The organism is Labilithrix sp., assembly GCA_019637155.1.
Taxonomy (GTDB): Bacteria; Myxococcota_A; Polyangia; order Polyangiales; family Polyangiaceae; genus Labilithrix.
This window is the reverse complement of sequence record JAHBWE010000002.1, coordinates 81542-97221: the sequence shown is the minus strand read 5'-3', so window position 1 is coordinate 97221 and position 15680 is coordinate 81542. Positions and strand designations below refer to the sequence as shown.

Annotated in this window: 2 protein-coding genes and 1 CRISPR repeat array (1 of these 3 cut by a window edge); both genes read right to left on the bottom strand. The window is 66.2% G+C overall.

Features of this window, described 5'->3' with window-relative positions:
• A CRISPR array of direct repeats spans positions 1–13603; the repeat unit is 36 nt; unit sequence CTCTCCGCCGATACCAATCGGCGGCTCCATTGAAGC (it extends 3280 nt beyond the left edge of the window).
• A gap of 94 nt (positions 13604–13697) precedes the next feature.
• The gene (locus KF837_04220) at positions 13698–14240 is read right to left on the bottom strand and encodes a hypothetical protein (GenBank protein MBX3226489.1); all 543 of its coding nucleotides are present in this window, start codon (positions 14238–14240) and stop codon (positions 13698–13700) included.
• Between the two features lie 195 nt (positions 14241–14435).
• A complete protein-coding gene (locus tag KF837_04215; protein ID MBX3226488.1) occupies positions 14436–15620 on the bottom strand; it encodes a hypothetical protein in 1185 nt (394 codons plus the stop codon).
• Positions 15621–15680: the final 60 nt, after the last annotated feature.

Here is a 15680-nt window from a genome sequence, read left to right as displayed (position 1 = left end):
ACCGCCGAGGTTCGCTTCGGCGACTCTCCGCCGATACCAATCGGCGGCTCCATTGAAGCGCCCGTGCCGTCGACGTCGAAGGTGTCGGGCCAGGCTCTCTCCGCCGATACCAATCGGCGGCTCCATTGAAGCGCTGCGTTGAGCGTGCACGGCGGGATGCCCCGCATTGGGCTCTCCGCCGATACCAATCGGCGGCTCCATTGAAGCGAGGGCGTCTACGTCACGAACGCGAAGCTGCTCTCGCCCTCTCCGCCGATACCAATCGGCGGCTCCATTGAAGCGCCATCCCGACCAAGAAGCGCGTCGAGCCCGCCGAGCCTCTCCGCCGATACCAATCGGCGGCTCCATTGAAGCGTACGTTGATCATGGGCGGGCTCCGCGCGCAGATCGCCCTCTCCGCCGATACCAATCGGCGGCTCCATTGAAGCAACATCACGGCGAACGTACGGATGGAGGGCGTGCAATCTCTCCGCCGATACCAATCGGCGGCTCCATTGAAGCCTCGAGACTGCGACGAAGGACGGGCTGACCCTCCTCGCTCTCCGCCGATACCAATCGGCGGCTCCATTGAAGCGTCTTCGCCATGACGATCTCGCCGAGCTCGCGGATCCTCTCCGCCGATACCAATCGGCGGCTCCATTGAAGCGAGCTTCGCGGCGACGCGCGAGCCGATGCCGCCCTCGCTCTCCGCCGATACCAATCGGCGGCTCCATTGAAGCGTCGGTGACGCATTCGTCGTGGTGAAGAAGCCGGCGACTCTCCGCCGATACCAATCGGCGGCTCCATTGAAGCGCCCCGCCGGTGTCGTCGACTTGGGCGGCGCGCGGCGCCTCTCCGCCGATACCAATCGGCGGCTCCATTGAAGCGAGCGGAGCGCGAGAAGATCGAGACCGAGCGCGCGGAGCTCTCCGCCGATACCAATCGGCGGCTCCATTGAAGCCTGACGTTCGCACGCCGCTCACGTGCTGCGCGCTCGTGGCTCTCCGCCGATACCAATCGGCGGCTCCATTGAAGCGACGAAGAGCGCGTACCGAGTTCCGGGGCCGCCCGCGCTCTCCGCCGATACCAATCGGCGGCTCCATTGAAGCTTCATCCTGTCGATGGCGGACGTCATGTACGTCGACCACTCTCCGCCGATACCAATCGGCGGCTCCATTGAAGCCGGTAGATCGCGAGCGCCGGGAACTGGAACTGGTCGGCCTCTCCGCCGATACCAATCGGCGGCTCCATTGAAGCGCTGGCGCGTAGCCGTTGAGCGCGGTACCCACGGACGGCTCTCCGCCGATACCAATCGGCGGCTCCATTGAAGCTTCGCGCTCGGGCGCTGGGCGATCAAGGGCGCCGACGTCTCTCCGCCGATACCAATCGGCGGCTCCATTGAAGCGCGGACTACCACCGGGTCCGGCGGGAGGACCACGAGGCCTCTCCGCCGATACCAATCGGCGGCTCCATTGAAGCGGGTGTGGCTCGAGGATGCGGCACCTGCTCTGACCCGCCTCTCCGCCGATACCAATCGGCGGCTCCATTGAAGCCGATCCACGCGGCGGACATCGGCGACCTCCGGCGCGCCCTCTCCGCCGATACCAATCGGCGGCTCCATTGAAGCTACGAGTCGCAGACGGCGAAGGCGATCGCGCCGGGCCTCTCCGCCGATACCAATCGGCGGCTCCATTGAAGCTGGGGCGCGGCGTCCCCCGGAGGGCAGAGCGTCACCGGCTCTCCGCCGATACCAATCGGCGGCTCCATTGAAGCCGCCTCATCTACTTCGTCCCGATGGTGCTGCCGTGACCTCTCCGCCGATACCAATCGGCGGCTCCATTGAAGCGATGGGTCGTGGAGCTGCAACGGCGAATGGCGCTTCGCTCTCCGCCGATACCAATCGGCGGCTCCATTGAAGCAGCGCCGCCGCTGACATGATCTTCGTCGACGCGACGACTCTCCGCCGATACCAATCGGCGGCTCCATTGAAGCACGGACGCCAGCTCGGCGATGTCCAGGTTCTTCACGACTCTCCGCCGATACCAATCGGCGGCTCCATTGAAGCCACCCCGGCGACTCGAATCAGGACGTCGTCGAACTCGTGTTCTCTCCGCCGATACCAATCGGCGGCTCCATTGAAGCGGAGGAACCATGCACGATTGCTGTAGCACTCAGTACGCTCTCCGCCGATACCAATCGGCGGCTCCATTGAAGCGACGGATTCGACTGGCACGTCGCGCCCGACGGCGTGACCTCTCCGCCGATACCAATCGGCGGCTCCATTGAAGCAGGATCTCGCGGCGGGGACGTCCCAGCCGCGTACGCGTCTCTCCGCCGATACCAATCGGCGGCTCCATTGAAGCGCCAGTCGTCGCCCGAGTCGAAGAACGAGGAGCCGCGGCTCTCCGCCGATACCAATCGGCGGCTCCATTGAAGCGTCTCCATCAACTGGCCCGGCAACGTTGACGATTTCACTCTCCGCCGATACCAATCGGCGGCTCCATTGAAGCTCGGCGGGCGGCAAGGCGCTGCACGTCGGGATCGCGCACTCTCCGCCGATACCAATCGGCGGCTCCATTGAAGCAGCGGAAGCTCGACACGCTCGCCGGCGCGCTTCGTTGGACTCTCCGCCGATACCAATCGGCGGCTCCATTGAAGCGAGGGGCTCCTGCACGACGCGGCGGAGGCCTACGTCGGCTCTCCGCCGATACCAATCGGCGGCTCCATTGAAGCGCCTGCTCGGCGCCCTGCCAGCGCACGAACCTGCGCCCTCTCCGCCGATACCAATCGGCGGCTCCATTGAAGCCGATCGAAGCGCGAGGAGAGCGACCACGAGCATGGCCTCTCCGCCGATACCAATCGGCGGCTCCATTGAAGCGCCTGCTCGGCGCCCTGCCAGCGCACGAACCTGCGCCCCTCTCCGCCGATACCAATCGGCGGCTCCATTGAAGCTCGCGCGCCGCGCGGCTGTTGCCGCCGTAGATGCCATACTCTCCGCCGATACCAATCGGCGGCTCCATTGAAGCGATGATCTTCGTCACGTCGTACGAGAACATGTAACCAACTCTCCGCCGATACCAATCGGCGGCTCCATTGAAGCTACCCAGCGATATCCTGACGAACCTTGTGCGCCATCGCTCTCCGCCGATACCAATCGGCGGCTCCATTGAAGCCAGTCTTTTGCGAGGAAGAGGCGACGCACTCCTGCTCCCCTCTCCGCCGATACCAATCGGCGGCTCCATTGAAGCGAGAGCGTGTAGAGCCCTGCTCCGAGCGCGGCGGCGCCTCTCCGCCGATACCAATCGGCGGCTCCATTGAAGCATCGTGAACGGGGCGGCGCAGTCGAGGACGAGCTTGGGCCTCTCCGCCGATACCAATCGGCGGCTCCATTGAAGCCACCCGCCGCACCCGCCGCCCCATCCGCCGTTCCACCCCCTCTCCGCCGATACCAATCGGCGGCTCCATTGAAGCGGCGGCAACCTCGCTCCGCTGCGACGCACCGAGCTCCGGCTCTCCGCCGATACCAATCGGCGGCTCCATTGAAGCGACGGCGACTCGATCTCGAGCTCGCCTTTCAGCGCGCGCTCTCCGCCGATACCAATCGGCGGCTCCATTGAAGCGCCTCCTCGAGGACGGCGGGGAGCGCGTCCTCGGCGATCGCTCTCCGCCGATACCAATCGGCGGCTCCATTGAAGCGGGGCCCGACCTCGTTAGAGCTCACGCTCATCGTCGTACTCTCCGCCGATACCAATCGGCGGCTCCATTGAAGCACATTGATGAGTGCGGCGCCGCTGAACGTGGACGAGCCTCTCCGCCGATACCAATCGGCGGCTCCATTGAAGCGCCGCGCGCACGAACTGCACATGGACGATCGTCCCAGGCTCTCCGCCGATACCAATCGGCGGCTCCATTGAAGCGCGTGCGCGCGCGCCTCGTCAGCGGTCATGACCTCGAGTCTCTCCGCCGATACCAATCGGCGGCTCCATTGAAGCGTCGCGCACGGCGTGACCGCGGCCGTCGCGTTCGGCGCTCTCCGCCGATACCAATCGGCGGCTCCATTGAAGCGTCAGCTCGAAGTCCGGGTACGCGACCTCTTGCGGCGCCTCTCCGCCGATACCAATCGGCGGCTCCATTGAAGCGTCACGGCGCGCGCCTCTTCGCGCCGTGCCCGATCGGACTCTCCGCCGATACCAATCGGCGGCTCCATTGAAGCGGGCTCACGGGAGGCTTCGCGCATCCGACGGCGAGGACTCTCCGCCGATACCAATCGGCGGCTCCATTGAAGCGAGGCGGTTGAGCCAGGTGCCGCGTCGACGTCGGCCGCCTCTCCGCCGATACCAATCGGCGGCTCCATTGAAGCCCGTTGACGAGCTGCTCCCACGACGGAGCGGTGAGTTCTCTCCGCCGATACCAATCGGCGGCTCCATTGAAGCGCCGCGATCGCGACGCCGTTGCCGTCGATGTCCTCGAGCTCTCCGCCGATACCAATCGGCGGCTCCATTGAAGCGCGAACGGAAAGCACTCCTGCTCCGGCGGAGCGCGCCCTCTCCGCCGATACCAATCGGCGGCTCCATTGAAGCGCGAGCGGGACGTGCTCGCGCCGCCATCGGCGCATCAACTCTCCGCCGATACCAATCGGCGGCTCCATTGAAGCCGAAAAAGCCGGATTTCGCGAATCGGAGAGCTGGATCCTCTCCGCCGATACCAATCGGCGGCTCCATTGAAGCGGCACGAACGGCGCGAACACGACGCGGTTCGCGCCGCTCTCCGCCGATACCAATCGGCGGCTCCATTGAAGCGACTCGAACGATGGCGCAGCGAGAGAGCGCACGAACCCGCTCTCCGCCGATACCAATCGGCGGCTCCATTGAAGCGCCGACCTCGTCCAGGGCTACGAGCACACGCCCGGGCAGCTCTCCGCCGATACCAATCGGCGGCTCCATTGAAGCGGCGATCGCGCTCGGCGTGCACTGGCAGCGTGGCGAGCGCTCTCCGCCGATACCAATCGGCGGCTCCATTGAAGCTTCTCTTCCATGTTGACTTCCTCCCTCACAGCTCCGAAGCTCTCCGCCGATACCAATCGGCGGCTCCATTGAAGCGCGCTCCCCGCGTTCGCCGCGGGGACGATGGCGCCCGCTCTCCGCCGATACCAATCGGCGGCTCCATTGAAGCGACGTCTCCGCTCCGGATTGTCACGATCGCGCGCCACTCTCCGCCGATACCAATCGGCGGCTCCATTGAAGCGCGCTCCCCGCGTTCGCCGCGGGGACGATGGCGCCCGCTCTCCGCCGATACCAATCGGCGGCTCCATTGAAGCTGCCCGCGTCCGGCTGGGTGGACGTGAGCAACGTGAGCTCTCCGCCGATACCAATCGGCGGCTCCATTGAAGCGCGGCGGCCGCGGGGTCCTTCCTCGCCGGCTTCGGCGCTCTCCGCCGATACCAATCGGCGGCTCCATTGAAGCGGATGTGGGCGAGCGGCGATCGCAAGCCGTCGTCGGGCCTCTCCGCCGATACCAATCGGCGGCTCCATTGAAGCGCGGATCGCCCACTGGTAGGCCGTGCGAGGGCCGCGGACTCTCCGCCGATACCAATCGGCGGCTCCATTGAAGCTCCAGGACGTTGCGCCCCAGCATCATGGTGTATCCCGCTCTCCGCCGATACCAATCGGCGGCTCCATTGAAGCGTCACGGCGCGCGCCTCTTCGCGCCGTGCCCGATCGGAACTCTCCGCCGATACCAATCGGCGGCTCCATTGAAGCGACTCGAAGTTGTCGGAGAGGATCACTTACCTGCAAGCTCTCCGCCGATACCAATCGGCGGCTCCATTGAAGCGCGTCACGGTCGAGGCCTGCGCGGAGGTCCTCGTGGAGCTCTCCGCCGATACCAATCGGCGGCTCCATTGAAGCCTTTTCGACGAATTCGCCGCGCACGCGCACGCGGAAGACTCTCCGCCGATACCAATCGGCGGCTCCATTGAAGCATGGACCTCGAGTCTCGGATGATGGTCATCACCGAGACTCTCCGCCGATACCAATCGGCGGCTCCATTGAAGCGCGGCGCTCCCGCGGGAGAAGCGGCTCGAGCTCGCGAGCTCTCCGCCGATACCAATCGGCGGCTCCATTGAAGCTCGATCGCCCTCACGATGCCGTTGCCGAACTCGCTGACCTCTCCGCCGATACCAATCGGCGGCTCCATTGAAGCGACGTCGAGGTCGGCCTCGCCACCCAGATCAACGCGCCTCTCCGCCGATACCAATCGGCGGCTCCATTGAAGCATCGGCTGGCAGGAGCTCCAGGGCACCGGCATCGACATCTCTCCGCCGATACCAATCGGCGGCTCCATTGAAGCGCCGGCAAGGGTCTCAAGATCCTCAAGAGCAAGCTCGACTCTCCGCCGATACCAATCGGCGGCTCCATTGAAGCGCGACGGCGGCCGCGACGCGATCGGCGCCGCCGTCGACTCTCCGCCGATACCAATCGGCGGCTCCATTGAAGCGATCAGCTCTGTCCGCCGAACGAGCTTGCCGCGCTTCTCTCCGCCGATACCAATCGGCGGCTCCATTGAAGCGGCGTCGAGCTCCGCACGGAGCTCCGGCTCACGCATCCCTCTCCGCCGATACCAATCGGCGGCTCCATTGAAGCCTCGAGGACCTCGAGGTTGCGATCCACGCGGCGGACACTCTCCGCCGATACCAATCGGCGGCTCCATTGAAGCGGCTTGGCGGCCTGCATCGCCAGTTCGAAGGCCTGCACCTCTCCGCCGATACCAATCGGCGGCTCCATTGAAGCTTCGTGCGGCGCGCGCGGGACGACCAGTGCCCGCGCGCCTCTCCGCCGATACCAATCGGCGGCTCCATTGAAGCCCCGGATTCGGCACGCCGACGGCGCTGCCGCTCATCGGGCTCTCCGCCGATACCAATCGGCGGCTCCATTGAAGCCAGCGTCGCCACTTCGATGTTTGCGGCCTCCCCGCTCCTCTCCGCCGATACCAATCGGCGGCTCCATTGAAGCGACGTCGACGGCGTCGGCGGCGACATCGTGCTCCAGACTCTCCGCCGATACCAATCGGCGGCTCCATTGAAGCGTCGGCCAGGCGGGCAAGTACGTCACGATCAACGGTGCTCTCCGCCGATACCAATCGGCGGCTCCATTGAAGCCTCGAGGACCTCGAGGTTGCGATCCACGCGGCGGACACTCTCCGCCGATACCAATCGGCGGCTCCATTGAAGCGATCAGAGCACGTCGACCGGCCGCGCGATGAAGGGGCCTCTCCGCCGATACCAATCGGCGGCTCCATTGAAGCGGCACGCCGACGGCGCTGCCGCTCATCGGGAGATCGCCTCTCCGCCGATACCAATCGGCGGCTCCATTGAAGCCGCGGCGAGCCCGCGCCGGTCGGCCACGAGAGCCCGGGCTCTCCGCCGATACCAATCGGCGGCTCCATTGAAGCGCGACGGCTTCGATCGCCGCTCGAGCAGCCGCAACGTCTCTCCGCCGATACCAATCGGCGGCTCCATTGAAGCAGACCTCAACTATTGCAGTGTGCACGAAATCATAGGGCCTCTCCGCCGATACCAATCGGCGGCTCCATTGAAGCTTCGTGCGGCGCGCGCGGGACGACCAGTGCCCGCGCGCTCTCCGCCGATACCAATCGGCGGCTCCATTGAAGCGTCGATGTACCGCTCGCCGTTCGGTCCGATCGTCTGGCTCTCCGCCGATACCAATCGGCGGCTCCATTGAAGCGAGCAACACACTGGCCGGCGGAATCCTAACGGTCGATCTCTCCGCCGATACCAATCGGCGGCTCCATTGAAGCGAAGTAGTCCGCGATGGCAGCAACGCGCGCCGCATCGCTCTCCGCCGATACCAATCGGCGGCTCCATTGAAGCAGCCGAGGAGATATGCTCGTCCGGATGCGGTCCACGCCCTCTCCGCCGATACCAATCGGCGGCTCCATTGAAGCGTCCTTGCCTTTGCTCACTTGACCAGCCTCACGTTCGCCTCTCCGCCGATACCAATCGGCGGCTCCATTGAAGCCCGGCGCGGGCGAAGCGGTGCCGGACGCGATGCGCGAACTCTCCGCCGATACCAATCGGCGGCTCCATTGAAGCGGCGTGACGACGCGCGACCACCGACGCAGCGTCCCTTCCTCTCCGCCGATACCAATCGGCGGCTCCATTGAAGCCGTTCATTTGCGTCTACGACGGCACCGCCGGGGCGGACTCTCCGCCGATACCAATCGGCGGCTCCATTGAAGCGTGGAATTGGAAGCGGGGCGCGTCTTTCCAGAGGACCCTCTCCGCCGATACCAATCGGCGGCTCCATTGAAGCCGCACCGCCGCGCGACCTCGGCGGCGGTGAGGCGACTCTCCGCCGATACCAATCGGCGGCTCCATTGAAGCGGCGGGCGGAGGCTCCGCCGCCGCGGGCTCGGCCGGAGCTCTCCGCCGATACCAATCGGCGGCTCCATTGAAGCAGGCTCTCGCGGCGGGGACGTCCCAGCCGCGTACGCCTCTCCGCCGATACCAATCGGCGGCTCCATTGAAGCTGCGACGCGTGCGGCAAGCCGATCACCTTCGAGCGTCCTCTCCGCCGATACCAATCGGCGGCTCCATTGAAGCTTTTCCCGCCTCGCCCTCCACGATGAGGCCCATCATCCTCTCCGCCGATACCAATCGGCGGCTCCATTGAAGCGGGTCATCGTGGACGTAGATGTCCCCGGTGATCGTCATCTCTCCGCCGATACCAATCGGCGGCTCCATTGAAGCAAGAAGCCGGGCGACCTCTTCGACCGCTCGATCGTCCCTCTCCGCCGATACCAATCGGCGGCTCCATTGAAGCTGGGACGTGCGACCCATGGCCGAGGATCTCGACCACTCTCTCCGCCGATACCAATCGGCGGCTCCATTGAAGCTTCTGGGAGGTGACGGAGGACGAGCGCCACGGACCCGCGCGGGTCTCTCCGCCGATACCAATCGGCGGCTCCATTGAAGCGCCGCGAACGCGGCGCTGAGGTTCACGGTGCCGGTCCTCTCCGCCGATACCAATCGGCGGCTCCATTGAAGCACCGGCCGTGCGCGCGCGGGCCTCGAGGCGATCCTCGCCTCTCCGCCGATACCAATCGGCGGCTCCATTGAAGCGTTCTATCGGCGATCGACAAAGCCACGGCGCCCCTGCCTCTCCGCCGATACCAATCGGCGGCTCCATTGAAGCCGATGACGAGCGAACTCGCGGCGGCGCTCGCGGCGCTGCCCTCTCCGCCGATACCAATCGGCGGCTCCATTGAAGCAGGCGTGGTCCGTGTGGCTCGCGTGGGACGGACGACGACTCTCCGCCGATACCAATCGGCGGCTCCATTGAAGCGGTCCCGTCCAAGCGCTCGGCACCGCGAACGCGATCACCTCTCCGCCGATACCAATCGGCGGCTCCATTGAAGCGTGAGCGGCGCGAACAGATCGCCAGCCTTCCTCATCGCTCTCCGCCGATACCAATCGGCGGCTCCATTGAAGCTGGGAACGGAGGGAGCGGACCGAATCGGAGAGGCCGCTCTCCGCCGATACCAATCGGCGGCTCCATTGAAGCATCTTCTCTCGCGCGGCCGTCGCGAGCCGTCGCTCGACTCTCCGCCGATACCAATCGGCGGCTCCATTGAAGCGAGCCGGGCGCGTCCTCGAGTCGGTGGAAGTTGTCCCTCTCCGCCGATACCAATCGGCGGCTCCATTGAAGCGCGACCGCGGCCGCCATCTCCGGCAAATCGTCGGTGTCTCTCCGCCGATACCAATCGGCGGCTCCATTGAAGCAACGCCGCATCCTGGTCTTGGCGTGGCCGTCCCGGCACTCTCCGCCGATACCAATCGGCGGCTCCATTGAAGCGCCTTGGTCTTGTCGTCTTCGGCGGCGCTCTCGTCGCCTCTCCGCCGATACCAATCGGCGGCTCCATTGAAGCTCGCGCTTGCCGCAGCCACGCTCGGGGCGTGCTCGTCCTCTCCGCCGATACCAATCGGCGGCTCCATTGAAGCTACCGGGTGACGCTTGAGCACGTCGAGGCGGAGTTCAACTCTCCGCCGATACCAATCGGCGGCTCCATTGAAGCGGCTCATCGTGACGACGTCCCTTCCGCGTGATGACGACTCTCCGCCGATACCAATCGGCGGCTCCATTGAAGCACGTGACGCGCTCGAACCGATGCTGCGTGGGCGCTCCCTCTCCGCCGATACCAATCGGCGGCTCCATTGAAGCGGCGCACTCGCGCGCTTCTTCGCCGTGGCGGACGCGGCTCTCCGCCGATACCAATCGGCGGCTCCATTGAAGCTATCTGGACGCCGGGGGTCGTATCGTGACACGCCATGCTCTCCGCCGATACCAATCGGCGGCTCCATTGAAGCGGCGCGAAGCCGTTGGTTCCCTCGTTGCCGAGACACGCCTCTCCGCCGATACCAATCGGCGGCTCCATTGAAGCCCTGCGACCTGTCGATCGTCGGCCCAGCGAAGGACGCCTCTCCGCCGATACCAATCGGCGGCTCCATTGAAGCCCGGAGGTCTTCCGCGTCGTCGTCACGTCGCCGGCGGCCTCTCCGCCGATACCAATCGGCGGCTCCATTGAAGCGTGGCGACGAAGCAGTCCGGCCGATACGCGAGCGCGTGCTCTCCGCCGATACCAATCGGCGGCTCCATTGAAGCGGATCGATCTGCGACCAGGCGAAGCCGCTGCGGCTCGGCCTCTCCGCCGATACCAATCGGCGGCTCCATTGAAGCCTCCTCTACACGACGCTCGAGGGCGATCGATGGGACCCTCTCCGCCGATACCAATCGGCGGCTCCATTGAAGCAAGCGCGCGGCGATGGGAGACGTCCAGGCCTTCGCCACTCTCCGCCGATACCAATCGGCGGCTCCATTGAAGCGGGCTCGTCATCTCCGTCCTCGACAAGGCGTCGGCGCCCTCTCCGCCGATACCAATCGGCGGCTCCATTGAAGCAGGCCGTAGCCCGGCTGGTCCGCGAGGACGCGGAGGACTCTCCGCCGATACCAATCGGCGGCTCCATTGAAGCTTCCCGCGCTTCGTCACAGGGGTCGAGTACCACTTCGCTCTCCGCCGATACCAATCGGCGGCTCCATTGAAGCGGCCCGCCGCGCCTCGACATGCCGGGCCTCCGCCGCAGCCTCTCCGCCGATACCAATCGGCGGCTCCATTGAAGCCGCTGCCGCCGCCGCCGCCGATCCAGCCGACGTCGTTCTCTCCGCCGATACCAATCGGCGGCTCCATTGAAGCGGCCTCACGACCGCGACGCCGCTGCAGCGCGCGATCTCTCTCCGCCGATACCAATCGGCGGCTCCATTGAAGCAAGGCCAGCCCCTGATGCGTGAGGAGCCAGCGGCCCGCGCTCTCCGCCGATACCAATCGGCGGCTCCATTGAAGCCCGGGAGCCCGCCGGACGGCGCGGCGCTCCCCGTTGACTCTCCGCCGATACCAATCGGCGGCTCCATTGAAGCGTACGCGTGCGCGACGCCACGTTCTGCCGCGCGTACGAGCTCTCCGCCGATACCAATCGGCGGCTCCATTGAAGCGTCGCTCCGCTCCGGATGCGAGACCGTGTCCCAATCCCCTCTCCGCCGATACCAATCGGCGGCTCCATTGAAGCCGGTACCTCGCGATCTACGAGGACGTCGACGCCGCGGGCTCTCCGCCGATACCAATCGGCGGCTCCATTGAAGCGCCGCGTCGGCGACGTCTCCGAGCGCGTCGGCCGCCTCCTCTCCGCCGATACCAATCGGCGGCTCCATTGAAGCTACGATATCACCACGCTTTGCTAGCGTGTCACCGACACTCTCCGCCGATACCAATCGGCGGCTCCATTGAAGCAGCAAACAGCACCAAATCAGCGCTATTCATTGTGTATCTCTCCGCCGATACCAATCGGCGGCTCCATTGAAGCTACGAGGACGCGATCGCGCAGGCCGCGCAAGCCGCCGCCTCTCCGCCGATACCAATCGGCGGCTCCATTGAAGCGCCGACATCACGACGACGCGCCACCACAGCGACGCGACTCTCCGCCGATACCAATCGGCGGCTCCATTGAAGCCACGTACCGAACGGCGCCGGCGAGGACGCTTTGGGGCCTCTCCGCCGATACCAATCGGCGGCTCCATTGAAGCTCGAGAAGAGCGACGCGGGGAAGCGCGCGAAGAAGATCGCTCTCCGCCGATACCAATCGGCGGCTCCATTGAAGCCGTCGAGAGCGAATCCGGCGGACGAGAGAAGATCGAGCTCTCCGCCGATACCAATCGGCGGCTCCATTGAAGCTCTCATACTTCGATTCCGAGCGAGTGCAGGAGTGCGCGCTCCTCTCCGCCGATACCAATCGGCGGCTCCATTGAAGCCTCGATCGCGCAACGCGCGAGACGTCCGCGCTCGCCACCTCTCCGCCGATACCAATCGGCGGCTCCATTGAAGCGCGGCGCGCACCGATCTCACCCCAGCGGTCGCCCTTGGCTCTCCGCCGATACCAATCGGCGGCTCCATTGAAGCGGCACGGTCGACGAAAGCGACGCGCCGAAGTTGCCGCGCTCTCCGCCGATACCAATCGGCGGCTCCATTGAAGCAGACGCTGAATGGCGGCTCCGCCTACTGGTATCTCGCCTCTCCGCCGATACCAATCGGCGGCTCCATTGAAGCGAGATCGTGCGCATCTGGCAGACCGGCTCGTCGACGGCTCTCCGCCGATACCAATCGGCGGCTCCATTGAAGCGTCGAGTCGAGTCATAAGTGAACGTCCTTCATCGCCGCCTCTCCGCCGATACCAATCGGCGGCTCCATTGAAGCCCGCTCCGCCGATGCCGTCTCCGCCCGCCGTGGTGTCCTCTCCGCCGATACCAATCGGCGGCTCCATTGAAGCCGCGGCTCGCCGCGGCGCTGCGCGCGGGCGATTGGATCTCTCCGCCGATACCAATCGGCGGCTCCATTGAAGCGCGCCGAAAGAGATCGAGCTCGTCGGGAGGCTGCTCACTCTCCGCCGATACCAATCGGCGGCTCCATTGAAGCGCTCCGAGCATGTCGCGGAGCGCCATCTTGGCGAGCGCTCTCCGCCGATACCAATCGGCGGCTCCATTGAAGCAACGTCTCCTCTCCGGATGGTCACGATCGCGCGCCACTCTCTCCGCCGATACCAATCGGCGGCTCCATTGAAGCACTCCGGACACGGCATGACACACCCATCGCGACCCGTCGTCTCTCCGCCGATACCAATCGGCGGCTCCATTGAAGCTCGCCGGCGTCGCCCGGCGTGATCCACCAGGCGTTGACTCTCCGCCGATACCAATCGGCGGCTCCATTGAAGCCAGTCCGCGGAGACCGGCTCGCCGTCGACGCCGATCGCTCTCCGCCGATACCAATCGGCGGCTCCATTGAAGCTACGAGCTCGCGGCGGCGTCGCTGAGCCTGCCCGTCGACTCTCCGCCGATACCAATCGGCGGCTCCATTGAAGCGATCCGAAGGGTGAAGGTGCAGCCGAGCTTCTCGAGCCCTCTCCGCCGATACCAATCGGCGGCTCCATTGAAGTGAGACGCACATCGGTGCGTGGGAGGAGCGTCCGGGCTCCGCCGATACCTATCGGTGGAGCCATTGGCGAGCGCGGTACTCGCCGCCGATACCTATCGGTGGCGAGCCTCAGGGCGCTTCAGCGGCGCCCGTCGGTTCCGCGGCGTGTGCTCACCGCGGGCCCGTCAGTTTGTGCCGGAGCTTTGGATTTTTTGGAGCTTGATGCCGGTGCCGATGGGCTTGGTCTTGCGGGAGCCTTTGCCTTGGGACTTCTTGTAGGCTGCGACGGCGTCTTTGCGGCTGTAGGCACCGTCGGACTTGGCGGTGGAAGGGGGGGCGGGCTCCGGCGTGGCGGCGGGCTTGGGGGCCTCGGCGACCGGGGGCGGCTCCGGCGCGGCGGCGGGGATGGTTTCGGTCGCGGCGGGAGGCGCGGCGGCGGTGGCGTCCTTTGCGGGCTCCTCCTTGCCGCCGCTCGCGATGGCGGCGACGAGGATGCCGATGACGGCCAGGCCACCGATGACGCCGCCGATGATCTTCGCCCGCTGGCGAGACTTCTGCTGCGCGAAGGCGAGCGCGTCGATGTCGGCGTCGCCGCCGGGCGTCACGTGGGTGTCGAACGACACCGGCGGAAGCGCACCCGTGCTCGCCGGCGGAGCCTCCGAGATGCGGCGCTCCTCTTCCTTGTGAATCGCGAAGAGGTCGATGACGCCCGAGTCTCGCGTGTCCATGTCTTGCTCTCTAGCAAGACGGTGACCAGGTCACACCCGCGCCGAAGGCTCGGTTTTCATGCGTGATCGCCCGGAAAAACGCGGCGGTGGAAAAGTTCCGCAACGCTGTTGAGACGATCCCCTGGTCCACCGGATCGTCCATGCCCCGCCCCTCCGAATCAGGGACCACGGAGCGTGATGTGCGAGGAGCTAGGGCTAGGGCGTCGAGGCCGGGACGGCGAGGATCTCCGTCTTCACGTTGACCTTGACCGAGCCGCTCACGTTCGCGTCGACGGCCGACGTGTAGAGCATGATGCTCCCGCCCGCCTTGATCGTGACCCGCCTCGTGGTCTCCATGATCGCGAAGCCCGGACCGCCGGTGATGCTCTGGTTGAAGCTCGTCGACGCGCGGACGCACTGCTTGCGCGCGTCGGCCGTCGAGGGCGCTTCGTCGCCTTCGTACGCGACGAGGTTCGTCTTGATCTTCGCGCCGCCGGGAGCCTCGGAGTTGTAGATGCTGACCGTGGCGTCCATGCTCAGCGGGTTGCGGATCTGCGTGTACGCGTAGGCGCGGCCCTCGCCGAACGCGGCGGTGAGGGGGCAGGTGGTGCCGCTGGCGCGCGCGAGGCTGCCCGCGAGGATCGCGACCGTGGAGCTGACCGTGTTGAGCGTCTGCCCGATCTCGAGCGCCGCCGGCGGCGAGATGCACGACGAGTACGGGTTGAAGGAGCAGTCGCTCCGGCAAGAGCGCACGCGATAGACGTACTTGCCGTACTGGTCCTCGGGGCAGCCCGCGTTCGTGAGGTCGAGCGTCGCCGGCGCGCACTCCGCCGCCGGCGGCACCGTGCAGGCGCCGACCACCCACTTGCAGGCGTTCGAGCACGTGCGCACGCGCGTTCCGCAGTTGCCGCAGGGCTCCGGCTCCACGCTGCCCGCCGCGCAGACCGCGTCCGCCGGCTGGCCCTCGCACGCCGAGTACGGCGCCCACTTGAGCGAGCCGTCGCGCGTCTTCTCGCAGATCGTCTTCTTCGTGCCGCAGAACCCGCACGAGGCGCTCCGCAGCTCGTCGAGCGTCGGGCACGGATCGCCCGCGACCGGGGCCGGCGGAGGAGGCGGGCCCGCGTCCAGTCCGGGGTTCGTGCCGCCGCCGTCGGGCTTCGACGTCGGTCCGCCGTCGCCCGTGGGACCGCCGAGGTCGTCGTCGTCGTCTTCGCCGCCCGGCTCGCCGCTCGACGACGAGCTCGACTTCGGCGGGAGCTTCACGCCCGGCTCGGTCGGCGCGACCGCGACGTCCGGCGGCGGTTCGTTGTCCAGCGTGCCGCCGGCTGCACACGCCGCGCCGAACACTGCGAGGACTCCGAGCGCAGAAGCGCAGACCAGACCTGTTGCAAGGCGACGCATCGTGCGCCTTCATAGCAACGGCACCTGGATCGGCAAGCACGAACAACGCTTCTTTTTTCG

Coding starts and splice junctions, on each gene's coding strand:
- KF837_04220 (MBX3226489.1), bottom strand. CDS start 14,240: ATGGACACGCGAGACTCGGGCGTCATCGACCTCTTCGCGATTCACAAG.
- KF837_04215 (MBX3226488.1), bottom strand. CDS start 15,620: ATGCGTCGCCTTGCAACAGGTCTGGTCTGCGCTTCTGCGCTCGGAGTC.